The organism is Acinetobacter sp. YH01018 (genome assembly GCF_013420295.1).
In the GTDB taxonomy this organism is placed as follows: Bacteria; Pseudomonadota; Gammaproteobacteria; order Pseudomonadales; family Moraxellaceae; genus Acinetobacter.
The window spans coordinates 1-24,638 of the sequence record NZ_VOYL01000046.1 but is presented as its reverse complement, the minus strand read 5'-3'; the positions used below and the strand labels follow the sequence as shown (position 1 = coordinate 24,638).

Below are 24,638 nucleotides of genomic sequence, written 5' to 3'. Positions count from 1 at the left end.
TAAACCTTTAGCTAATTCAGCTGCCATACTTTTGATTGTAGCTTCATCCATGTGAAGTACCTCTTTTTATTATCCTCAGTAGGATAAATGAAAATTAAGTACTTACACAAAATTTAGAACAGTCCCTTTCTACCCCCACTTTTGTGACTCAATCCACTATTTATTGAATCAAAAATGACTCACATCGCTGCTGTTCACGGAAGCAGCTTTGACCTTCGATAAAATCAATCAACCCTTCCCCGTATTCTGTTACTGTTTAGTACAATACACCTGTAGAATAATGCTAGTGAAGATTTGTTCGCTCATGCTAATATTGAAGAAGTCTTAATCCCTATAATTTGTATTGAATTAAGAATTCATTTATACCTTACCCTTATACGGTTCTAGGAGTGCTGTTGGAGATGAATGCTCCCTTACCCAAAGCCCCAATTAACTGGATTGCAGTGTTTGCATTGGTTTTTTTACCAATTGTGGCTGTAATCGCTATCCCTTTATATGCTTATCATCATGATTTTAGCTTAGGCGCATGGATCAGCTTATTTGTACTGCTTGGTTTTAGCAGTTTAGGGATTACCGCGGGTTATCACCGCTTATGGGCACACCGTGCTTATGAAGCAACTCTTCCATTAAAAATTATTTTAATGATTATGGGTACTTTTGCCGTTCAGAACAGTATTTTGTTCTGGGCTTCAGGTCACCGTACTCATCATCGTCATGTTGATGATGTCGAGAAAGACCCATATTCAATTAATAATGGCTTTTGGTATGCGCATATGGGATGGATGCTTCGTAACTATCCGGCAGCAGAAGCAAACTATAAAAATGCACCTGATTTGTTAAACGACAAAGTGGTGATGTTTCAGGACAAATATTACATTCCGCTGGTGATTGCCGTACACGTAGTCATTCTGACCACTGTAGGCTGGGCTGTGGGTGACATGTGGGGCGTCGTGTTATTGGGTGGTTTACTCCGTCTGATCTTGAGCCATCATGTAACTTTCTTCATTAACTCACTGTGTCACATGTGGGGCAAACGTCCTTATACCGACGAAAACACTGCGCGTGACAATTTCATTTTAGCCATTGCCACTTGGGGTGAGGGTTATCACAACTACCACCACATTTTCCAGTACGATTACCGTAACGGCGTGAAATGGTGGCAGTATGACCCGACAAAATGGTTGATCTGGTCCTGTTCAAAAGTCGGTTTGGCTAAAAACTTACGACGTATTCCAAGCTTTAATATTAAAAAAGCAGAATTGGCAATGCGCTTTAAATATGCGGAACAAGACTTGGCTGTATATGGTCATAATGTCAATGAAGATATGGCAACAGCCAAACTTCGCATTGCACAAGAATACGAAGCTTTTACCCAAACTTTAAATGACTGGGCAACACTGAAAGAGCAAGAGATTCAAGCCAAGAAAGCCTCTGTTGCTGAAAAAATTCACCAAATGGATAACAAACTTAAAGTTGATTTCCAATTGGTTGAACAGCGCCTTGTTCATCATCGCGACAGCTTGAAAATTTTAATGCGTAGTATTAAAAAGAATCCTGTTTCAGAATAAAAGCTGCTTCAATATAAAGCCCCAACAATGGGGCTTTATTCATTTTTGTGGTTTAAATTTGCTATAGTGATCACATCTCCCCCAATTTTTAGATTGTCCCATGCAATTTAATCCGCGTTACCCTTCGCTCAATCCCAAGCTTTATCATCATCAAATGCCTGTTCCCTTAAAGGGAGCCAAAGCTGGTCATTTCAATGCAGCACTGGCTGATGAATTACAGTGGTTAGAACAGGATAAAGCTCAATGGGTGGAAATCTGTAGTGGACAAAAAACCTTTGCTGAATTTGAACCCTTGGCCATGGTCTATGCCGGTCATCAGTTCGGACAATGGGCAGGACAATTGGGTGATGGTCGTGGCTTGCTGATCGGGCAAATTCTGGATAAGAACAATCAAACCATCGACTTGCATTTAAAAGGCGCCGGCTCTACCCCCTACTCCCGTATGGGCGATGGCCGTGCGGTATTGCGTTCCGTCATTCGGGAGTATCTGGCGGGTCATGCACTCAATGCTTTAGGCATTGCATCGAGTAATGCCGTGGGTTTTACCTCTTCCACCCAAGGCATACAACGGGAAAAAATGGAACCCGGTGCCATGATGCTGCGGACCTCAGACTGCCATATTCGCTTTGGACATTTTGAATGGCTCAACCAATATCAACCCGACCTTCTAGAAGAATTCGTACAGAAATGCATGGAATGGCACTATCCTGAATGTTTGCAAGCTGAACAGCCGATTTTGGCTTTTGCCACCCAAGTCATCCAGCGTACTGCAGTGATGATTGCCAAATGGCAACTGGTGGGTTTTGCCCATGGAGTCATGAATACTGACAATCTGAATATCACCGGTTCAACCCTCGACTTTGGTCCTTATGGATTTATGGAGCGTTTCCGTCCGAACTGGATGAATAACCACTCGGATTACCAAGGGCGTTACACCTACCAGCAGCAACCGAGTATTGGGCACTGGAATTTATGGATGTGGCTGAACAACCTGATTCGGCTTAAAAAAGATCCTGCTGAAAAAGAACAGTTCAAAGAAGATTTGGCAAAATGTTTAGAACATTTTGAGCCGACCTTCCTCGAACATTATACGGTTGGTTTGTGCCAGAAAATGGGCTTGCCAAGTTTCCATAAAGACAGTTTTGATTGCGGTATGGCATTCTTGCGAATTTTACAGACGGAGCAATTGGACTATACCGAAGGCTTTATTCGTTTACAGAATAAGCAATATGAAAGCATTAAAGATGACTGCCTAGACCGCCGCCAGTTTGAAAGTTTCCTGGCTCAATATGAAAACATTCGGGCGAATCAGGATACTGATGAACTGGATGCCGAAATGGCCAAAGCCAATCCGCAATATATTTTACGCAATCACATGGCTCAGAAAGCCATTGAACTGGCAGAACAGGATGATTTTTCCGAAGTCGAGCGTCTGTTTAAATTGCTAAGCCAACCTTATATTAAACAGCCTGATTTAGAACAGCCTGAAGATTTAGCTCCTTTACCGAGTGATGTGCCTGAAGTGATGGTGAGCTGTTCTTCCTAAAGTTAATCCACAACCAACTTGAGAACTGTGGATAATTTCAGCATTATCCACAGAGTCTATTTGACAATAAAAAGATTAAAGCCAGAACTTAACTATGTCCTTACATCGTCTTGCATACCAAACTGCACTTCAATTTCCTGAAGTGACTTGTACCCAGCCTTTTGGTGATGGCTGTGACGTATTTAAAGTCATGGATAAAGTCTTTATGCTGAATTTTCATTTAGAAGGCCAAGCAGCGATTAACTTAAAAGTTATCCCGGATGATGGTGCCATGCTACGGGATATTTATCCTTATATTCGTGCCGGATGGCATATGAATAAACAGCACTGGATAACTGTTTATGAGGATGAACATCTGAATGCAACTTTGGTTCAGGATTTGATAAGGGATTCTTATGATTTGGTGGTCAGCAAACTGAATAAAATACAGCAAAAACGTATCGCCCTATTAAAGTCAGCAATATAAAAAAAGCGAGCCATTCTCATGACTCGCCTCGTTTAGATTTAATTAAAAAATTAAATCAGTCTTCAGGATATTCAAAACGATAGCCCACACCATATACCGCCTGAATCCATTCATGACGGTTGCCTGTTTCGGCAGCATCAGAAATTTTACGACGCAGGTTTTTAATATGACTATCAATCACTCGGTCTGCCACATCAAAACTGTCCGGATTGATATGGTCGAGCAATTGCGCACGTGAATAGACTTGACCGACATGTTCCAGAAACAACTCCAATAAACGGAATTCCGTTGGGGTCAGGTTCAAGGTTTTTTGCTGATACCAGATGCGTTGCTGGGCTTTGTCCATCCGGAACAGGCTGTTTTGTTCAGGCTCAACTTGACGATCCAGACGACGCAATACCGCTTGTACCCGTGCAACCAGTTCTTTCGGGCTAAAAGGCTTGCAGATATAATCGTCTGCGCCCATGTTCAAACCCAGTACACGGTCAATTTCTTCAGTGCGGGCAGTCACCATAATAATCGGCAAATCGGATTGTTCACGCACTTTACGGCAAATGGTCAGGCCATCCATACGTGGCACCATCAGGTCCAAAATCATCAAACTGGGCTTACGTTGCAAAAAGCTGTCATAGGCTTCTTGCCCATCATGAAACATGCTGACTTCAAAACCCGCAGCTTCCAGATAGTCCCGCACCAGCTGTGCAAGTTCAACTTCATCTTCTACCAGCATGACATGTTTCATGAATGTTATTCCTTTATTTGTTCAATTGTTTTGGGAAAGTCAGTTTGCAACGCAAACCACCTAATGGAGAATGATCAAAACCCAACTGTCCGCCCATTGCCTGCGCAATTTTACCAGATAATGCCAGTCCTAAACCTGTACCACCGGTACTGCGGGTGCGGGAATCATCCACACGATAGAAACGCTCGCCTAAACGTATCAACTGTTCGTCACTCAAGCCAAGTGGACTGTCATCCACGATCACACTCCAATGGGTGGCTGATTGCTCGGTATGCACACGAACCTCACCACCTGCTTCAGTATAACGAATACTGTTACCCAGCAAGTTGACCATAATTTGTTTAAAACGATCTATATCTAATTGTAAATTCACACCTTCACCCTGCACCGAAACAGATAGATCGGCTTGGGCAAATTTAGGCTTGAAGTTTTCAACTTCCTGTAACACCACAGTCCACGGATTGACTTCCGCCATATAGCATTTCAGCTGCTGTGCTTCAGCCTGAGCCAAATCGGCCAGATCTTGAGTGAGTTTTTTCAGACTGGTGACCTGACGCAGCATCGATTCAAAATGTTCCGGCGTCGGTTTGCGGATACCGTCCTGCATCGCTTCAATTTGCGCTTGCAGTACTGCCAATGGTGTTTTTAATTCATGTGAAGTATCCGCCACCCACTGACGGCGTGAGGTTTCATGTTGATCTAGAATGACGGCAAGATGGTTCAATTCTGTCGATAAATCACCCAGTTCATCATTGCGGTTAACCGTCACCTGATGCTGAAAATTGCCTTTGGTCAGTTCACGGGTCCCTTGCAGCAAACGCTGAATGGGCGTTTTAAAATAAGTAGCCAACAATAAGGCTGCGATCAGGCTGGTCAGGAAAGTTAAACCGTACACTAATAATAAATAACGTTTTTGATTACTAAAAAAGTTAATACTTGAAGCATCATCCTGATCCAGCACCGGCTTCAAGCCTAAATAACCAACCACCTGGTTATTCACCATAATCGGACGATATGACACTGGAATATCGGATGGCTCACCCACGACAAACTGTTTTTTGGCATCATACAACGACAAGCGAGAACTTAAGCCCAAACGGTCCGGCAAAGAGATAAACTGTTTTTTCTTAGCTTGACTGGATGTTGTATCGGCGGGTTTATCTTCAGTTTTCCGGTCAGAGCGGAAGATATTTTGATTGGCACTGAGTGGAAATTTAAGTCCTTCAAAAGGCTGATATTCGGAAGGTAAATTTAACTTGATGAGGCGCAATTCTTCTGCATCTAAAATCGGTTTGCTCTGCCCGGTTTTATTTAACCCCGGAGAAACGCTGATCAGGGTATTTTCCTGAAAATAACGCTGCTGCAAAGCAATATCATATTGACGGCGTAACCACCAGCGAGACAGACGGTCATAGTCATCCGGTGCAGCAGTGCCTTCTATTTGCAGGATTTGCGCCTGAATGGCATTGCCCCAGTCATGATAAACCGAATAGACGCCAGCCAGATTACTGATCACATGATCCAGCTTCTGCATTTCGACATCCGCGACATAGCGGGCGAAGTTCTTTTGCATGGTCCAATGCAATACACCCAGGCTGACCGTCGTAATCACCAAGGTAGTGAACAGTACGGTCAGAAACAGGCGTAAGGCAATCGGAACACGGCGAATCTTCAAAAGTTAAGTCTCAATCTTTTTTCTCAATGAATTATTGTAACGAACCTTCTAAAAAAATACTCTTCATTGTTTCTTCATCATTATTGTTTAATCTTTAACATATCAAATTTCGTTTTTTCATTGGAGATAACAACAATGAATTCCATGACAAAAATGGCTTTAGTCGGTGCCAGCGTACTCAGTATGGGTGTTTTGACAGCCTGCCAATCGACCAGCACGGTTCAGGACAAAGATGGTGACCACCCGCGCATGATGCGAGACCATCATCCAAAGCATGAGCGCAACATGACACCCGAACAGCGTGAGCAGTGGCAGCAGGTCCGTGCCGAACGCCAGCAAATGATCAAAAGCATGAAAACAGCCTGTGACGGCAAAGCCGTGGGTTCTGCGGTACAAATCAAGGCAGGTGAAAGAAGCATTGCTGGGACTTGCGTGACGCATTTCACTCCCGATCGTGCAGAGATGAAGCGCATGCGTGGCGAAATGAGAGCGATGCACATGCAAGCTGATCATCGTGCCATGCAGGGTGAAATGAAAGGCATGTACAGGATGCAACACGATGAACCGCTGACTGATGCCAAACGCGCAGAATTGACCAGACAATTTGACCAGCGCCTCGCTCAGCACCAGGCACATCAGCAAGCCATGTTAAAAGCTTGCCAAGGTCAACCTCATGGTAAGGCGGTTCAAGTCAAAATGGGCACACACACCCTCAATGGTAAATGTGAAGTCCACTTTCAGCCTAAAGCCCCTATGGGTTCCACAACAGCAAAACCTGCATCATAAAATTTACCCAAAGTTAAAAAGGCGCAGCTCTGCGCCTTTTTTATTGCCTGTCAAAAATTAAACCATTTGACTATTTATGCCACTCACAAAGCCATAAAAGCATTTACACTCAAGATACTTAGCCATTTCAAATTATAAATCTTTGACTTTACAGTCACCAAGAAAAAGCCCCTAACGCTTGTACCAAGGGGGAAGATGTTGCACGATTGAGCCATACAAATACGTGTCATTGAAGATACGTTCCAATGTTTATTTAGAATTATTAACGCTGGTTAAACCAGTATTGAGGAAACCGATATGCCACAATACAAAGCGCCCTTACGTGATATGCAATTTGTTCTACATGAATTGTTAAATGCTGAACAACATTATGCAAGCTTGCCTGCATTTTCTGACACCGTAAGCCGTGAATTGGTTGATCAATATTTAGAAGCTGCGGCTGACTTCTGTGAAAATGAATTGTCTCCAATCAACCAAAGCGGTGACCGCGAAGGTTGTACCTGGAATGATGGTGTGGTAACTACACCTACAGGCTTTAAAGAAGCCTATCAAAAATATATCGAATTGGGTTTCCCGTCATTATCTGCTGAAGAGCAATACGGTGGTCAAGCCTTGCCTGTTTCTTTAGGCAACGTGATCTCTGAAATGGTGGGTACTGCAAACTGGGCATGGGGTATGTACCCTGGTCTTTCACACGGTGCTGTCCGTACCCTGGAACATCACGGCTCTCAAGAACAAAAAGATACTTACTTGCCTAAGCTGGTTTCAGGTGAGTGGACCGGTACCATGTGCTTGACAGAATCTCACGCAGGTTCAGATCTGGGAATTATCCGTACCAAAGCTGAACCGAATGCAGATGGCAGCTACGCAATTTCTGGCGAGAAAATCTTTATCTCTGCTGGTGAACACGACATGGCAGAGAACATTATTCATATCGTGTTGGCGCGTCTTCCGGGTGCACCAAAAGGTACTAAAGGTATCTCTTTATTTATCGTACCGAAATTTAACCTCAATGCTGATGGTTCACTTGGCGAACGCAATACCGTTCGCTGTGGTTCAATTGAACACAAAATGGGTATTCATGGTAACGCAACCTGTGTACTCAATTTTGATAACGCAAAAGGCTTCCTTATTGGTCCTGAAAACCGCGGCTTAAATTGCATGTTCACGTTCATGAACACTGCCCGTATTGGTACTGCGGTACAGGGGCTTGCAGCATCTGAAGGCGCGTTCCAGGGTGCATTGGCTTATGCCAAAGACCGTTTGGCAATGCGTTCACTGTCAGGCGTTAAGGCACCGGAAAAAGAAGCAGATCCAATTATTGTGCATCCTGCTGTACGTAACATGCTGCTCACGCAAAAATCTTTTGCTGAAGCTGGTCGTGCATTGGTTTATTTACTATCTTTCTATGCTGACACTGTTGAGCAAGGCGCAACCGAAGAAGAACGTAAAGCTGCGGACAACATGTTGTCGCTACTGACTCCGATCGCGAAAGCATTCTTGACTGAAACCGGTTCTGAATCTGCGAAACACGGCGTTCAAGTATTCGGTGGTCACGGTTTCATCTCTGAACATGGCATGGAACAGATTGTTCGTGATACACGTATTGCTTGCTTGTACGAAGGTACCACTGAAATTCAGGCGCTTGACCTGTTAGGTCGTAAAGTTTTGGGTACTCAAGGTGCAATGTTGAAAGACTTCACCAAGATCATCCACAAATTCTGCGAAGCCCACAAAGACAATGCTGCAATGAAAGAATTTGTTGAACCACTTGCTGCTCTGAATAAAGAGTGGGGTGACTTGACCATGCAGATTGGTATGCGTGCCATGCAAAACCCGGATGAAGTTGGTGCTGCTGCGGTAGATTACCTGTACTTCTCTGGCTATGTAACGCTTGCTTACCTATGGGCGCGTATGGCACTTGTTGCTCAGGAAACCTTGGCTGCTGGTACAACTGACGAAGATTTCTACAATGCGAAAGTGACTACTGCCCGTTTCTACTTCAAGAAAATTCTTCCACGCGTTCGCTCACACGTTGACGTGATTGCGGGTGGCGTTGAGCCATTACTTGCTTTAGATGCTGAACACTTCGCATTCTAAGTACATGGTTTTAAACTGATGTGAGAAAAAGGACGGTCAGACTTTTGACAGTCCTTTTTCTTTATCAAAGATAGAAAATAATTAACCTTTAGTCGTCTAACAACATGAATTTTCATGTATTAGACTCATGAAACCGAACTGAATCAAACAATAAACAGGTGACTCACTATGCCAATCTATAATGCGCCTCTTGCAGATATGAAATTCATCCTGAACGATGTTTTCAATGCAGAACAATTCTGGCAAAACAATGAAAATCTTGCACATGTTGATGCAGCAACAGCTGAAGCCATTCTTGAAGAAATGGCGAAATTTGCGCAAAACGTGACTTTGCCTTTAAACCGTACGGGTGATGAAGAAGGCGCTAAAATTGAAAATGGCAATGTGACGACCCCTGCGGGCTTTAAAGAAGCTTTCAAACAATATGCAGAAGGCGGCTGGATTGGTCTGGGTGCTGACGCTGAATGGGGCGGTCAGGAAATGCCAAAAATGCTGACCGTGCTTTCTGATGAAATGCTGTTTGCAACCAACCCATCTTTTATGCTCTACCCGCTTCTGTCTGTGGGTGCAGGTATGGCATTAAACAGCTATGCTTCCCAAGAGCAAAAAGAAACTTACCTGCCTAAGATCTACTCGGGCGAATGGTCAGGTACCATGTGCTTGACCGAGCCACATGCAGGGACGGACTTGGGCATTATCAAAACCAAAGCAGAACGCAATGAAGATGGCACTTATAACATTACCGGTACCAAAATTTTCATTACCGGTGGTGATCATGACCTGGCTGAAAACATCATTCATCTGGTCCTTGCGAAAACGCCAGATGCACCTGCCGGTTCCCGTGGTATTTCATTGTTTATCGTCCCGAAATTCCTGGTGAATGAAGACGGTTCTTTGGGTGAGCGTAACCATGCAGGTCCAGGTTCAATCGAACACAAAATGGGTATTAAAGCCTCTGCGACTTGCGTGATGAATTTTGACGGTGCCAAAGGCTATCTGGTCGGTAAAGAAAACGAAGGCCTGGCTGCCATGTTCGTGATGATGAACTACGAACGTCTGTCTATGGGGATCCAAGGTCTGGGGGCTTCTGAATTTGCTTACCAGAATGCTGCGCAATATGCGACGGACCGTCTTCAAGGTCGTAGCGCTTCTGGCGTGAAATCTCCAAACAAACCTGCGGACAGCATTTTGGTCCATGGTGACGTGCGTCGTATGTTGCTCAATGCGCGTGCCAACAACGAAGCATCTCGTGCTTTTGCGGTGTATGTCGGTCAACAGCTTGACATTACCAAGTTCTCGACCGATGCCGAAGCGGTAAAAAAAGCCAATGACCGTGTTGCGCTATTAACCCCAATCGCAAAAGCTTACCTGACCGATACTGCATTTAACGCAACTTTAGATGCACAAATGGTTTTCGGTGGTCATGGCTTCATTCGTGAATGGGGTATGGAACAATGTATCCGTGACTTGCGTATCTCGCAGATTTACGAAGGGACCAACGGTGTTCAGTCCCAGGATTTGATTGGCCGTAAGACCATTAAATGTGGCGGTGCATTCATTGCAGAATACATCCAGGAAATCCGTGATTTTGCCAATGGTCTGGATGCTGATCTGAACTTCATTAAAGATGCCACTTTAGATGCAGCAGCAGAAGTTGAATCGGTAACGCAATATATTCTGCAAGCCAGCAAAGAAAATATCGACTTCCCGAATGCAGCAGCTGTGGATTATCTGCATGCGGTGGGTCTGCTTAGCTTCTCTTACATGTTTGCAAAAATTGCCAATGCAGCAAAAGCCAAAGACGGCGAGTTCTATCAAAATAAATTGTCGCTGGCGCTTTATTTTGTACAACGTATTCTGCCTGAACTTGCAATGCGCATTACTAAAGTAAAAGCCGGTGCTGAAGTGGTCATGAACTTCTCTGAAGACTACTTTACTAACCAAGCTTAATCCTGCACAAAGATAAGCAATAAAAAACGCCTGCAAATGCAGGCGTTTTTTATGACTCAAGATATCAATTAGATTTTTTCAACAATAATGGAATCTGAAACTTTTTTATTACTCTGTGCCTCTTGATTAATTTTCACAATTTTAATTACACCCTCGGCTTGTAGATGTTCGCATAACGTAACCAGCTTGTGCATTTCATCCATTTTAATCCCTGAACCCAAAATAAGTTTTTTGCCATTTTGTAAATTATCAATTTTTGTTTGAATTGTTGCTAACATTTTCTTTTCCCTGATCAATGAAATAACCCTTCATACATTACATGAATTTCGTATAAAAAAAATACAATCACTTAATTTTTTATCCACTTTCATTTTTTATTCTTTAATGTGCATGAAACTTGCATACTATTTAATAATCAATTTCATACAAACAATCATTCAAGAGACAGGAGGAAAAAAAGATGTCAAAACCTGATAGCAAAGTTGAAAAAATTGAGACCCTCCTCGACCGTTTCGGAAATATTGCCGTAGAAAGTTTTCACTATATTGCCCTGTTTATTATTGGCTGTATGGTGATCTGGTCTGCCGGACATACGGTATTTGAAATTTTAACCATTAAACAGTTTGCGACCATCGATGATATTCTGCTGCTGTTTATTTATCTTGAACTGGGCGCCATGGTGGGTATTTACTTCAAAACCAATCACATGCCGGTACGTTTTTTAATTTATATTGCCATTACCGCACTGACTCGTTTACTTATTTCAGATATCCAGCATGACCATAAAGCCGATATGGATCTGGTGATTATTACCGGTTCAATCCTGATCTTGGCATTCTCCATTTTGGTGGTGCGTTTCTCTTCCTGGACCTATCCATCAGTCATTCGTGATAAACATTCAGAAAAGCCACTCCCTGCAGATAAAACTCCACAACCACAAGATGATGAATTAGCTTAATATGTTAAAAGCCCCTCTTTTTAAAGATGAGCCATATATGGCGCAAGAGGGGAGATTGAATCATTAAAAATGAATCTTTAACGATTCGGCACCAGCACATAACGACCATTTTCAAATATCCAATGGCTGCCAGTCGGTGGTGCAGGCAAACCCAAACGTTGCCAGTCGGAGATAAAGGTCGTGTTTGAGCTTTCAATTCGGGCGGTTCTCGGATCACCATTCACCCAGCTATAGCTTTGAGAATTTTGTGTAATAGTCGTGGGTGCCTGATATTGAATGCTGATGCCATTCTGAATGGTCGGATAATTCTGATGATGCGGTGGACGCTGCGGATAATTCGGGTAGTGCTGTGGATAATGTTGCTGCTGATGTGGATAGTGATTTTGAGGATAACTTTGCGGATAATAAGGATGAGGCTGGTAGCGAGTAGTATCTACCCCACGATAATTTGACCAGCGATTTTCCGCCTGCGTTGTTGCAGAAGCCCCCAAGAGCATCATGCCACTCAAAGCACAAAGAGCTGTTAATTTCATAAGAGCCACCCACCATACATTATAAAGCTTATTGTAATTCCTAGTTTAGGATAAAAAATGAATAAAAAAACAGCAAATGCAACGTTTTGTAAATGAAATATTTCTCGGGTTTTCTCTTGAGACACATCCCGGCTCAAATAATGAATATGCTAAAATGCGGTTTTTTATTATGGGATCAAACAGAGTGTCTGATTTAAGTTTTGACCGCCTACATCAATTCTTTTGCAAGGTTCCAAGTATTCAAGAATCTTTAATTAATGCCTATGGTTCAGATGGTCAACATGCCTGGTGGTTTAAATTTCAAATCAATGTGGAACATCCTCTGGCATGGCAAACTGTACAGGAACTGGGTCATGTATTAAATTACATTTCCAAGAATGAACGTTTACCGACACAGTTTTTGCCGGTTTCTCCGCCACCTTATATGAATGGTGAAGCCAAAGAGTTTTTGGCTTGGGTCATTCAGTGCAATCACCCCGATTTTTCACCTGATGTGGTCTGTGACTGGTTAGAAGCACGTTTACCGCAGCCAGTTGAAGATGAAAGCCAGTGGAAAATTAAAACGGATTTAAAAGAGCTGGATAAACTCTCTGACAAAGATCTAGATCAGATGGTTCCGCCTAATCCTGAAAAGTAAAGTTTTATTATTTTACCTCTCCCTTGCGTAGCAGTGCTACTCATCTCCTGAAAGGAGAGGGAACTCCTTCTCCCTCTGGGAGAAGGTTGGGATGAGGGACTTAAAACGTAGACAATCCGCTCCATTCCATAAAACGGTAAATTCCATATTTCAATGTCGATTCATCTGCATATTGACTGTAATCCACACTCATGTTTTTGCCATCCAAATTTGACCAAACACTATCAAAATAAGCTTGAGCATCAATAAATACAGAGGCTTGTGATGAACCGACTACCCGCAAATTGGTTTCCAGATTATAGTTTTTGATGTTCCGTGCAGTGAAATTTGCAGACCCCAAAATCAGGTCAGACTGCTGTGCATTTGATTTAATGATCATCTTGCTATGACATTGCTCACCTTGGGTATTACACCAGCGTACCGGCACACCGGCAGCATTTAATTCAGAAGCCACCTGCCGGTTAGGAATTCCATTTTTTTTACGCCCAAACGCATCTTTATTCGGATCGAGCAAGACACGAACTTTTACCCCACGCTCATGTGCAGCAATCAGGGCTTTGACAATATGCCGTTCAGACAAATAGAACATGGCCAAATCAATCTGCTCTTTAGGCTTGGCAGTTTCAATCAGTTTGAGTGTTGCATCGTAAATTGCTTTTTCAGTCAGCACCTGAACTTGAGGTAAAGACCGATCCCCTTCAAACTCGCCAATAATGACCATTGGAATGTCAGCTTTGGACATCCGGCCTACAGCCTGTTCGGTCTTCAATACATCAATGGCTGTATTGCCCGTTACCAGCAAAGCCACATTAGAATGACGTGAACTGCCATCATGCGGATTGGCTGAAGTCACCAAAGCTTTCCAGCCCTGAGCCGTATCCACCACCAGAGTTTTACGGTGATTGGCCTTAAAATTAAACAGATTAAAATAACTGCGTAGAGTAATTTTTTCCTGACCAAACGGATTGGCGAGCCAGCCTTTTTCAGGATTATTGCCAGCATCCTGACAACAGAGATACCAGAAACCAGACCATAAGGGATTGGATGCACGCAGCGGTCGTAAATCCGTTTCAATCACATCAATGCCTGTATTGCGTAACTGACGGTAATGCTCGGGTGCAAGTCCCCCATAGACTGAATTAATCGGGTCGGTAATGACGCTGATTTCAATCTTTGGCTGCACACCGCGTTTTAAAATCAAGGCATCCGTAAGTTGTTGCGCCAATGCCTGATGAGATAGTGTTGACTCGCCGACTTCACTATTGAACAAGAACATGTCCAGTACAATGGTGGTTTGCGCTTCATCAATCAATTTTAACATTTCATTAAAAATATGATGGTCTTGCTGCTGTTTTCCACTTGCATCCAGATAGGTTTGATCTGCAATAAACTTCACCTCGGCATGACGTAACTTACCGGTAAAATTCAGGCCTTCAGGCAAGGGTTTATAGGTATGATAAATGGCCGATGAGAGATATCCCAATGCCAGCAAACCGATGATCACGCCGGCATAACGACGGCCTGACCAATTCAATTTCTGATGAATTCGTTGAAAAATACGCATAACAAAAAACCTAGTCCAATATCATCAGACTAGGTTTTATTGCTTGATTTATCAAGAGGATTTCTGTTTCACCTGCTTGAATCAGCAGATTTCAGGATGACTTTTGCCTAGAAACCGAATTCCAGACCAACAGTAAAGTTACGTCCCACTTGCGGAATATTCGACAGGAATGAAGCATGTGAATAAACTTGATCATCCAGCAGGTTATTGGCTTTAAAGTAGACACGATAAGTATTTTTATCAGCAAGAGTATTGGCATAACTCAAGCCCAGATTAACCATGTTATAGCCCTGAGTTTCATCCTCATAGCTGGCAATTTTGTCCTGATTAAACACATGGTAATACTCAGCCAGACCCGACCAGTGATCGTCAAAGCTTGCATCCACTTTGGTACCTAAACGACCTGCCGGAACGCGAGGTGCATTTTCACTCTCGATTTTGCCACGCACATAATCACCAAACACACCCACTTTGTAGGTATCGTTTAGGGCATAAGAGGCCGCTGCTTCAGCTCCATAGAACTTGGCTTTGTCTTGGGTATATTCAACCAGGCGGAAATCTTTAAAATTATCCAGGGTTTGGGCATAAATATAGTGATCAAACCAGTTGTGATAGACATGCACATGATAATCCAGCGGACCGTTTTCATAATGCAGACCAAGCTCCAGATTATTGGATTTTTCTGCAGCCAGATTTTCATTGCCGCGTTCATAAGTGTTGGTCGCGAAATGTTTACCATTGGCATACAGCTCTTGCGCCAAAGGCAGACGTTCTTGATGAGAACCGACCAGCGATAATTTATAGTTAGGTACAAATTCCCAGTTCAGCGCGCCTGAGTAGGAAAAACCATAATCATCAAAGTCTTTTTTATCAGAATCGATGTCAAGTTTTTGCTGATCCAAACGTGCACCGAGTTCCACATGTACATCATCAAACTGTTTATGTTCTAAGGCAAACAGACTCCACTTTCGGGTTTTGGTCGGATCCAGCAAAGCTTCTTCACCGCTAATATCCAGCTTTTGCTGATTATATTGAGCACCGATCATCCCTTCCCAGTTTGCAATCGGATTGTGGACCAATTCTAAACGTGCATCATAGCCTTTGCTTTTAAAGGTGGTTTGCGCAGCATTCTCTTCAATTTCATCATGCTTGTAATCGGTATAGCTGGCATGGGCACGAAGCTTTTGAAACCCGGCAAAAGGATCATTGAGTTCGGTACGGAAATCATAACGTTCGGTTTTCAAATCGACCCATGGTCCCGCTGCATGCTCTTCATGCGTATGCCCGGGTTGCTGGCCACAGCCAATTAAGGCATTACCGGACACCTGACAATCTTCATATTCATGACTATGCCCCGGCAAGCCATACTGGTCCTGACGGTTACTGTATGAAATGCCGCTAAAGCCTCGGTCATGAATCCAGGACAATCCAACATTGACCGTTTCACCTTCAGCAAAGGTATTCCCGACACGGCGTTCTTTTTCTAATTCGCCTTCATGATCATGAAAATAATCCGGTGCAATATAGTCATTGGCTTTACGTTTTGAACCTTCAACCCGTAACGCAACCTGATCGGCTAAAGCAACCGTGACACCCGCACTAGCGAGTTTTTCATCACTACCCGTGTTGTAACGTAAGCCCAGCTGACCTTCATAACCCTTGTCAGGCATTTGCGTTGGAATTTTATTATCTGTGACATTGACCAGTCCACCCACTGTTCCTGCGCTATACAGTAAAGTCGATGGTCCCCGAATAATCTCAACCTGTTTTGCCAGAATCGGATCAACCGTCACCGCGTGGTCAGGCGACAAGGTCGAAACATCCGCAGTTTCAGAAGCATGTTGCAGGACTTTAACACGCGCACCATCTTGCCCGCGAATCACCGGACGGCTGGAACCTGAACCATACTGGTTCGAAGATACCCCAAGCTCACCTGCCAAAGCATCACCAATAGTCGTACTGCCTTCGGCAAGCTTTTTATGATCAATGACCTGATCAGCCACTGCAAAATCTGCAGCCGACTGTACCAGGGGATGTGCCTGCAATTTGAGAGTGGCAAGTTGTTGAGTCTGAGTATCCTCATCAGCAAAAACAGCAGGTGCAATGACGGCAAAAATAGAGAGTGTAATTAAATTCTTATGAACAAGCATGGAACGGACTCAAGGCTGCAATTTCTAAATAATGTTATAATATAACATTGCATTTTTTTTGCAATCCTTTACGATAAACAGCTACATATTTTATTAGAATGTTTTTAAATACTTTTTATCGCATTAAAACATTATTTTATTTATGCCCTTTACCCTATCTCATGCTGTCCTTGCCCCACCCATTTCCTACCTGACTGGAAACCGGCTTCCGGTTGCCGCACTGGCAATTGGCTGCATGGTGCCAGACCTTTATCGTCTGTTTAGCCAAGATCATTCCAATAGCACTCATTTATGGTCCTCCCTGATTCATCCAAACTTGTGGATCGGGCTGGCTTTTTGTGCCATCTGGTATCTGATTTACCGGCCGGTGATCTACCGCTTTCTCGGTATCCGGCATGAACTGAATATCACCAGCCTCTTTGCAGCATTTAAGTTTTTTACAGGAGTCTGTCTGGCCGTGATGCTGGGTACAGCAACCCATCTGATTTGGGATGGTCTGACCCATGTGGATTTTCGTACCTTTGCCTTGCATGACCTTCTCAGTCAGCAGTTTCAGATTTTAGGACAAAGCTATCCCCTGCACCGCATTTTGCAGCTTGGGAGCTCGTTCGCAGCCCTGCCATTTATTGTATGGATGAGCCTGCATTATTATCGGTGCCATCGGCAATCCCTGGCCCTTAGCCACAAAATCAAAGTTTTTGCTTGGGGATTATTCGGCCTGTCGATCCTCACTGCCCTGTTCTCGGTCTGGGACTATATGCACTATATTCCTGATGAGGTGTGGCAATCTGAGCTGTATTATTTTACCGGCCGTTCCATCAATGAATTCAGTCAGGGCTTTTTGATGGTATTTAGCCTGGGCTGTTTACTGTTTTTATTTCTGGACCAGAATCGGCGTATGGGCTAATCAAATAGCCCACTTTCCGCTTATTCACTTTAAATTGTTGCTGTTTTTGTCTCAAGTTCTTGTGACTATATGCCCAAAGAGGCATAATTCAACATTCGAAAAAAGCGGTACGCTGTTTACGTATACGCTGACCTTAACCCATATAGTTGGATTTTTTACGCTATGATGCGAACTCATTACTGTGGCTCATTAACTGAAGCCCAAATTGACCAAACCGTAACATTATGCGGTTGGGTACACCGTCGCCGTGACCACGGTGGTGTTATCTTCCTTGACATGCGTGACCGTGACGGTCTTGTTCAAGTGGTTATCGATCCAGATACACCAGAAGCATTCTCAACTGCGGACAAGGCACGTTCTGAATTCGTATTAAAAATCACAGGTCGTGTACGTCGCCGTTATGAAGGCACAGAAAATGCCAACATGGTGAGTGGTCAAATCGAAGTTTTAGCAAAAGACATCGAAGTTCTTGCTACTTCTGAAACGCCTCCATTCCCATTGAATGATGAAAATACCAACATTTCTGAAGAAATCCGTTTGAAATATCGTTTCCTGGATATTCGCCGTCCAGAAATGTTAGATCGCCTACGTTTCCGTTCTAAATTGACCAACCTGATTCGTAACTACTTCGAAGAAAATGGTTTCTTAGACGTTGAAACTCCGATCTTGACCCGTGCTACTCCAGAAGGTGCTCGTGACTATTTAGTACCAAGTCGTGTTTCTAACGGTAGCTTCTACGCACTTCCACAATCCCCACAGCTGTTCAAACAGTTGTTGATGGTAGGCGGTATTGATCGTTACTATCAAATTGCTAAATGTTTCCGTGATGAAGACTTACGTGCTGACCGTCAGCCTGAATTCACCCAAATCGACGTTGAAACATCGTTCATGAGTGACGATGACATCATGGATTTGATGGAGCGTTTAACCGTTAAGATGTTCGATGAACTTCTTGGCGTGAAATTCGACAAATTCCAGCGCATGACTTATGCAGATGCAATGCGTGACTATGCATCTGACAAACCAGACTTACGTATTCCTTTGAAACTTGTTGACGTTGCAGACATGATGCAAGACGTTGAGTTCAAAGTATTCGCAGGTCCTGCCAAAGATCCTAAAGGTCGTATCGTTGCGCTTCGCGTACCGGGTGCTGGTTCTCTTCCACGTAGCCAGATTGACGAATACACTAAATTCGTGGGTATCTACGGTGCGAAAGGTTTGGCTTACATTAAAGTCAACGAACTTGAAAAAGGCATCGAAGGTCTGCAATCTCCAATCGTTAAATTCATCGAGCCAATCGTACTTGATTTGTTGAAACGTGTTGGTGCTGAAAATGGTGACATCGTATTCTTCGGTGCAGATAAAGCTAAAGTTGTAAACGATGCAATGGGCGCTTTACGTATCAAGATCGGCCATGACATGAACATGGCGACTTGTGAGTGGGCTCCGCTTTGGGTGGTTGACTTCCCGATGTTCGAAGAAACTGACGATGGCAAATGGACTTCTGTTCACCACCCGTTCACACTGCCAAAATCAAGTGTTGAAGAAGTGAAGAACAATCCAGGCCAAGCATTGTCTGTGGCTTATGATATGGTATTGAACGGTACTGAAATCGGTGGTGGTTCACTTCGTATCTATACGCTCGAGATGCAAAAAGCGATCTTCGAAGCACTAGGTATTTCTGAAGAAGAAGCAGAAGAGAAATTCAGCTTCTTGCTGAATGCACTTAAATTCGGTGCACCTCCTCACGGTGGTTTGGCATTCGGTCTAGACCGTCTTGTCATGTTGATGACAGGTTCATCTTCAATCCGTGACGTGATTGCATTCCCGAAAACCAAGACTGCAGAATGCCCATTGACTCAAGCACCGGCACCAGTTGAAGGTAATCAATTACGTGATTTGGGTATTCGCTTACGTGAAAAACCAAAAGCTGAAGCTCAACAAGAAGTTTAATTCTTGCCTGATTCAGTGATCAAAAACCCTGCTTGATGCAGGGTTTTTTATTGAATTGAGATTGATTCCGGGTAGTGGCATAATAATGCTGTTTTTTTATTATTGAGTTAAACAAGCTATGGCTATGCGTCCCGCTGTTCGTAATCGTGGCATTATGCTCATTGTGTTTTCTATTGTACAGTGGCTATTTATGCGTTATATCCTGGCCAATGACTTATTTAACATGGATACTAATCAACGTATTCTTTATTTTTGTGTAAGCAGCCTAGGTGGGGCCTTACTTATTTTTGTCGGCTTAATTTATATGGTTTTAAAAGGCAACGCCGACAAAGCCGAATAACTCCCTTCTTTAGCCACTGACTGGTGACATTCCTCAGTGGTTTTATCTTGTTTTATTTTGTGCTGAAAATATTTAACTCCTGATCTGTGATTTAGACATGGGGCAGCAGCATCCTTGCTGTAATAAAACTCTTTGCAAAATTTTCTTCTTATAACCAGTGTAGTTTTCAAAGAGTTACGCCATTATGTATTTTGTCCTCAAAGTCATTTCCCGATTTCCGTTGTCTTTTTTACAGCTTCTGGCATCCTGCATTGCAATTCTGCTGTACTCCTTCAATTCCTCACTCAAACGAATTACCGGCATCAATTTAAAGCTGGCTTATCCAGAACTGGATGAAACAGCCTACCAGGCTCTCCTCAAGAAAAGCTTAAAAAGTCAATGCATGACGTATATAGAATCAATTAAATGTTGGGGTATGCCACCTGAATACAGCTTAAATCAGATCAAAAATATTTACGGAGAACAGCATCTTACAGAAGCCTTAGCCAATAAAAAAGGCGTTATAGTTGTGGTTGTACATTTGGGCTGTTGGGAGCTTTTAAATGCATGGCTGAATTTACATGCCGCCCCGATGATCATGTACAAGCCCAATAAGCATAAAGCGGTGGATCGCTTTATGCTAGAAGCGCGCCAGCGATTGAATGCCACGCTTGTCCCCACCGATGAAAATGGCGTGCGTGCCATCTTTAAACATCTGAAGCAAGGAGGATTAACGGTCATTTTACCAGATCATCTTCCGAAAGCATCGGGAGGTATTTATTCAGAATTTTTTGGACAAAAGACATTATCTACTACGCTGGTGTCAAAACTGGCCAGTAAGACCGAATGCAATATAGTAGGCCTCAGTTGTATTCGTGATGAAACATCAGGTTTTAATGTGTATTGCTCACCACTATCCGATCAGATTTTATCAAAGGATTTAAAAACTTCTGTTGATTGCCTAAATCAAAATCTAGAAGATATGATTAATGTCGCACCGGAGCAATATATTTGGTCTTATAAGCGGTTTAGAAAGGTTGAAGGGAATAAAAATCTTTATACATCAAGCACTATATAATTAGCGATGCTATCTTGCCATTCGTAAGCATACAATCATGCTGATTTTTTAGTGGTTCAGTGGTTATTTATATGCTATTAGATTTATCAATAACCCTGAAAAATCTGGGTTATTGATAAATAAATCGCATTATTAGCTATCTTGTTTTAAGAGGATTTTCTTGTTGTTCCGAATATTCTCTGCCTAACTCTAAAGCTCCATAATAAGATAAATGATGATTGTCTTTATCTCGATATAAAGGAATATCATTCAAACTAGTCTGACACTCTGTTTGATCACATAACAGCGGATTAAGATCAACAATTTCAAGCTTTGGAAATTGAGTCTTTAAGCGTTCAAGAATTTCTAAATACTGTCGATCCCGAGATTTTATTTCCTTAGCAGGGGTTGTGCATTTTTTAGACAACCCAAGCGATTTTACTCGTGCTTCACAATTAGCTTTGACCTTCTTCAATTCAGGCACATCTAAAATTACAACGACTCTATCACTTGCTTTTGAAATGTTTTTAAATGCCCGCCTCATTCCATCTTCAAATACTTCATGATTAGGCCTGCCAGTGCCGTCTGACAGTTTGACATTATCACTTAAATAAGTTGAGAAATAACCTGACACTACAGCTATTGAATAGTGATGATCTTGCAATAATTTAGTCAAACTGTCATTTCTTGTTTTGAAATGAGATAAAAGAACATATTCATCATTGGCTCGTCTTTCAAACAATTCTATCTGAGGTAAATATAACGTTGTACTTTGCGTTGGATCATATCCTCTCAAACCTAAATCTTTTGCCCAAAAATCCACAGCTCCTGCTAAGCTATTCGCATGTGAATCTCCAAGCAATATTAGATCAATATTGTTCTTATTTTCATTACCTAAAATACATAACGATATATCAGGCAAAATTGCTTTGTCCTTCGGTGCATCATGACAATCCTTCCTCACTACATGTGCAGCTGACTGAAGTGCTATCACTTGACGATTTACATTTTCATCAAACCGTTCAGGCAAACCATGAGTATATTTCACAACTCCTGCTATAGCAGAAAGCCCCATACTTGGTAATAAAAAGCCTAATACAATGACTTTTTTATTGGACCATATCATCCACTTCCTTGCTGGGACTTCAATATACTTATAGGTAAAATAAGCCAAACTTATTGTTGTGACAAAAATCAAAACTTGAGTCATTAACCCTATTTCTATTAAATAAATATTACAAAAAACAATGAGAGGCCAATGCCACAAATACATGGGATAAGAAATTTTTCCAAACCAAACAGAATAGGAATTACCTAAGATAAAACTTTTTTTATCCGAGATCTGACTTAAATAGATAATAAGCGCTGTAGCCAGACAAGGAATCAAGGCATTCAAACCTGGAAATTTGGTCAGCTGATTAAACATCATCGCTGTTGCGAATAAGCATATAACACTTGAGTAAATACCAATTTGTATAAGAGTTTCTTTTAATTTTATTTTTGGCAAAAAGCAAATCAAAGCCCCTAAAAACATTTCACAGGCACGAACTGGCATTTTATAGTAGGCTTTACCGGCATTTTTCAGTATTTGTTGCTCTGCATAAAATATAGACAGCATAATTAAAGTTATTACAATCCATATTAGCCATTTTACATTTATTTTTTTTATCAAAAATAATAAAAGTAAGGGCCAAAATAGATAAAACTGCTCCTCGACCCCTAATGACCATAAGTGAAGTAAAGGCACCTCCTCTACACTTGTTGAGAAATATCCACCAACCTCTTTACGCATGTATACATTTGCCATTAAGAAAGTTGAATAAATTACACTCTCAAAATATGACATCAACTCATGTGGAAGCATAAGTAAAGAACTGATAATAGAAACTACCGCAAGCATGGTAAAAAATGCCGGTGCGAGACGGATCACCCTTTTTTTGTAAAAGTGACCTATACTAAAGCGATCTTCCCGCATTTCTTTATATATTATGGACGTAATCAGATACCCAGAAATTACAAAGAAAATGTCTACCCCAATAAACCCACCCTGAAATAAACTGACATGAAGATGGTTTAAAATAACAAAGAGAACTGCAATTGCCCTTAAACCATCTATATCAGCATTGTACTTTATGCTCATATATGACTAATCAATCAAAATTTTGCTTATTCTATTCGCTTGATAACCATTTACAATGATCAATTTATTTATTGAGGTACCCCCCCTAAAAATAATAGGATCTAAAAGTATAATTTACAAAAAAAATTGGCCTGATATACTTGCCGCATTGATATGTAATGACTGAGAAAATGTCAAAAATTTTATTTATTATTGATCACTTAGGATGTGGTGGTGCGGAAAGAATAACCTTACAATTAGCTGAATATCTAGCAGCAAATGATCATAGCATTCATTTAGCAGTATTAAATGGCAGATTGAATTATTATCACTGTACATCTGGTATAGATTATACTGATTTACAGCTAGGTGAATCTTTTGCATACGGCAAGATATGGAAAAATAAAGTATTATCGCCCGATGAAAAAACAAAAATCGATACTTTACTGACAAATAATTTTGACTTAATTATTACAGGCTACAACAATGGCCATTGGTTAGCACCTTATCTAAAAGGTAATGTATGGCATTGGATTCATGGAGATCTTTTAGAATTTAGAAAGTTCAATAATCCATTAAAGCAAATTAAAGAACATATTCGTTTTTTCAAGAATAAACGCAAATTTGCTGAATTATTTAAAAATAGAAATCTGATTACAGTAAACCGTGACCTAGAATCTAAAGCTCAAACCTATGCTCAACCAAAATCAACAGTCACCATTGCAAATGGGGTACAAGTATCAGATGATCTTATTGCTCAAGCTCCATATACTGAAAAAAAATGGGATGTGATTTTTGTAGGACGTTTGGTTCCAATTAAACAAGTAGATCATGCAATTAAAGCATTTTCTATAAGTAATCTCACTGGTAAAATGGCAATTGTGGGAGATGGAACAGAGAGAGAAAAACTTGAAACTCTTACAAAAGAACTTAACATTTCTGACAGAATTGATTTCTTAGGTTGGATTGATAACCCTCATCAACTCATGCTACAGAGCAAATGCCTTGTTATGTGTTCTCTGTACGAAGGTAGCCCTGTAACATTAGCCGAAGCAATTGCCCTTGGCGTTCCCATCATCAGTTATAACTCTTCAGCTGGTATTGCAGATTTATTTACTATTGATACTGCAAAATTTGGATTAGTTCCTAAACAAAATATTAAAGCTCTTAGTTCTGCATTAGAAAAATGTGTGCAAAATCCTTATAAATATAACCAAGAATGTATAGATAAAGTGTGTATGGACAATATGCAGAAAAGAATTCTTCAATTATGTGATTAAAAACTTTATTTGCTTTTCATCAAGTATACTGACTTTGGCAAAAGGGTTAGTATAAAATATTTTAATTGTCTGATAGTGTAATATCTTATAGATAGAGATTTTTTAACCAACTCACAATATAAGTCATAGTCACTGCCAGTTTGATGAAATTGGCGAGCATATTGCAGTGTATACTTAGAATAAGTCTTTCTTAATTGTTCAAGCTTTGTACACGACAAAAAAAGATAACTCATTGAAATAATGGCATAATACTTGTTTTCTGACGACGAATATGATGACACATTTCAATGAGTTACATCTCATCTTAAACAAATATCTAAAGTGGAAC

Annotated in this window: 20 protein-coding genes; 13 read left to right on the top strand and 7 right to left on the bottom strand. The window is 41.7% G+C overall.

Translation table 11 applies throughout. The features are described from left to right. Nucleotides 1-401: 401 nt before the first annotated feature. From FTT83_RS13090 to FTT83_RS13080, 3 genes are all read left to right on the top strand, one after another. A complete protein-coding gene (locus tag FTT83_RS13090) occupies nucleotides 402-1,568 on the top strand; it encodes an acyl-CoA desaturase (RefSeq protein ID WP_180042872.1) in 1,167 nt (388 codons plus the stop codon). Between the two features lie 100 nt (nucleotides 1,569-1,668). Further along, nucleotides 1,669-3,114, top strand: a complete 1,446-nt coding sequence (locus FTT83_RS13085; protein WP_180176730.1) for a YdiU family protein — start codon at nucleotides 1,669-1,671, stop codon at nucleotides 3,112-3,114. A gap of 94 nt (nucleotides 3,115-3,208) precedes the next feature. Then, nucleotides 3,209-3,580, top strand: a complete 372-nt coding sequence (locus tag FTT83_RS13080) for an MmcQ/YjbR family DNA-binding protein (protein WP_180042870.1) — start codon at nucleotides 3,209-3,211, stop codon at nucleotides 3,578-3,580. 55 nt (nucleotides 3,581-3,635) lie between these two features. Here the strand turns inward: FTT83_RS13080 and FTT83_RS13075 are convergent, their stop codons facing one another. Beyond that, entirely contained in the window at nucleotides 3,636-4,322 is a 687-nt protein-coding gene (locus tag FTT83_RS13075; RefSeq protein WP_086175456.1) for a response regulator, read from the bottom strand. A 13-nt stretch (nucleotides 4,323-4,335) separates the two neighbouring features. After that, nucleotides 4,336-5,997, bottom strand: coding sequence for a sensor histidine kinase efflux regulator BaeS (gene baeS, locus FTT83_RS13070; protein WP_180042869.1), 1,662 nt, complete (start codon nucleotides 5,995-5,997; stop codon nucleotides 4,336-4,338). Nucleotides 5,998-6,132: 135 nt separating this feature from the next. Between baeS and FTT83_RS13065 the strand changes: the two genes are divergently transcribed. From FTT83_RS13065 to FTT83_RS13055, 3 genes are all read left to right on the top strand, one after another. After that, nucleotides 6,133-6,783 carry a hypothetical protein gene (locus tag FTT83_RS13065; RefSeq protein WP_180042868.1) on the top strand — a complete coding sequence of 217 codons (651 nt, stop codon included), beginning with the start codon at nucleotides 6,133-6,135 and terminating at the stop codon, nucleotides 6,781-6,783. Between the two features lie 297 nt (nucleotides 6,784-7,080). Beyond that, nucleotides 7,081-8,883, top strand: a complete 1,803-nt coding sequence (locus tag FTT83_RS13060; protein WP_180042867.1) for an acyl-CoA dehydrogenase C-terminal domain-containing protein — start codon at nucleotides 7,081-7,083, stop codon at nucleotides 8,881-8,883. Nucleotides 8,884-9,051: 168 nt separating this feature from the next. Further along, a complete protein-coding gene (locus FTT83_RS13055) occupies nucleotides 9,052-10,833 on the top strand; it encodes an acyl-CoA dehydrogenase C-terminal domain-containing protein (RefSeq protein ID WP_180042866.1) in 1,782 nt (593 codons plus the stop codon). Nucleotides 10,834-10,901: 68 nt separating this feature from the next. Here FTT83_RS13055 and FTT83_RS13050 read toward each other — a convergent pair whose 3' ends face one another. Further along, on the bottom strand, nucleotides 10,902-11,111 hold the full coding sequence (locus FTT83_RS13050) for a hypothetical protein (protein ID WP_180042865.1): 210 nt from the start codon (nucleotides 11,109-11,111) through the stop codon (nucleotides 10,902-10,904). Nucleotides 11,112-11,293: 182 nt separating this feature from the next. Between FTT83_RS13050 and FTT83_RS13045 the strand changes: the two genes are divergently transcribed. Then, a complete protein-coding gene (locus tag FTT83_RS13045; protein ID WP_086197521.1) occupies nucleotides 11,294-11,791 on the top strand; it encodes a phosphate-starvation-inducible protein PsiE in 498 nt (165 codons plus the stop codon). Between the two features lie 77 nt (nucleotides 11,792-11,868). On the opposite strand, the gene FTT83_RS13040 is transcribed toward FTT83_RS13045, so the two are convergent. Continuing rightward, the gene (locus tag FTT83_RS13040) at nucleotides 11,869-12,324 is read right to left on the bottom strand and encodes an RcnB family protein (protein ID WP_180042864.1); all 456 of its coding nucleotides are present in this window, start codon (nucleotides 12,322-12,324) and stop codon (nucleotides 11,869-11,871) included. Nucleotides 12,325-12,508: 184 nt separating this feature from the next. On the opposite strand from FTT83_RS13040, the gene FTT83_RS13035 reads away from it, so the two are divergent. Next, nucleotides 12,509-12,961: a hypothetical protein gene (locus FTT83_RS13035; RefSeq protein WP_180042863.1), complete on the top strand. Its 453-nt coding sequence runs from the start codon at nucleotides 12,509-12,511 to the stop codon at nucleotides 12,959-12,961. A 100-nt stretch (nucleotides 12,962-13,061) separates the two neighbouring features. On the opposite strand, the gene FTT83_RS13030 is transcribed toward FTT83_RS13035, so the two are convergent. Both FTT83_RS13030 and znuD read right to left on the bottom strand, forming a co-directional pair. Then, the gene (locus tag FTT83_RS13030; RefSeq protein WP_180042862.1) at nucleotides 13,062-14,525 is read right to left on the bottom strand and encodes a phospholipase D family protein; all 1,464 of its coding nucleotides are present in this window, start codon (nucleotides 14,523-14,525) and stop codon (nucleotides 13,062-13,064) included. 107 nt (nucleotides 14,526-14,632) lie between these two features. Beyond that, nucleotides 14,633-16,675, bottom strand: coding sequence for a zinc piracy TonB-dependent receptor ZnuD (gene znuD, locus FTT83_RS13025; RefSeq protein ID WP_180042861.1), 2,043 nt, complete (start codon nucleotides 16,673-16,675; stop codon nucleotides 14,633-14,635). Between the two features lie 142 nt (nucleotides 16,676-16,817). Between znuD and FTT83_RS13020 the strand changes: the two genes are divergently transcribed. The 4 genes from FTT83_RS13020 (at nucleotide 16,818) to FTT83_RS13005 (ending at nucleotide 20,932) form a co-directional block, all read left to right on the top strand. Beyond that, on the top strand, nucleotides 16,818-17,582 hold the full coding sequence (locus FTT83_RS13020) for a DUF4184 family protein (protein ID WP_086197525.1): 765 nt from the start codon (nucleotides 16,818-16,820) through the stop codon (nucleotides 17,580-17,582). Nucleotides 17,583-17,744: 162 nt separating this feature from the next. Next, nucleotides 17,745-19,535, top strand: a complete 1,791-nt coding sequence (aspS, locus tag FTT83_RS13015) for an aspartate--tRNA ligase (protein WP_180042860.1) — start codon at nucleotides 17,745-17,747, stop codon at nucleotides 19,533-19,535. Between the two features lie 118 nt (nucleotides 19,536-19,653). Then, entirely contained in the window at nucleotides 19,654-19,875 is a 222-nt protein-coding gene (locus tag FTT83_RS13010) for a hypothetical protein (protein ID WP_086197527.1), read from the top strand. 184 nt (nucleotides 19,876-20,059) lie between these two features. Further along, the gene (locus FTT83_RS13005) at nucleotides 20,060-20,932 is read left to right on the top strand and encodes a lysophospholipid acyltransferase family protein (protein ID WP_180042859.1); all 873 of its coding nucleotides are present in this window, start codon (nucleotides 20,060-20,062) and stop codon (nucleotides 20,930-20,932) included. Nucleotides 20,933-21,068: 136 nt separating this feature from the next. Here FTT83_RS13005 and FTT83_RS13000 read toward each other — a convergent pair whose 3' ends face one another. Continuing rightward, entirely contained in the window at nucleotides 21,069-23,051 is a 1,983-nt protein-coding gene (locus tag FTT83_RS13000) for an acyltransferase family protein (RefSeq protein ID WP_180042858.1), read from the bottom strand. Between the two features lie 158 nt (nucleotides 23,052-23,209). Here FTT83_RS13000 and FTT83_RS12995 point away from each other — a divergent pair, with 158 nt between their 5' ends. Beyond that, the gene (locus FTT83_RS12995) at nucleotides 23,210-24,310 is read left to right on the top strand and encodes a glycosyltransferase (protein ID WP_180176729.1); all 1,101 of its coding nucleotides are present in this window, start codon (nucleotides 23,210-23,212) and stop codon (nucleotides 24,308-24,310) included. Nucleotides 24,311-24,638: the final 328 nt, after the last annotated feature.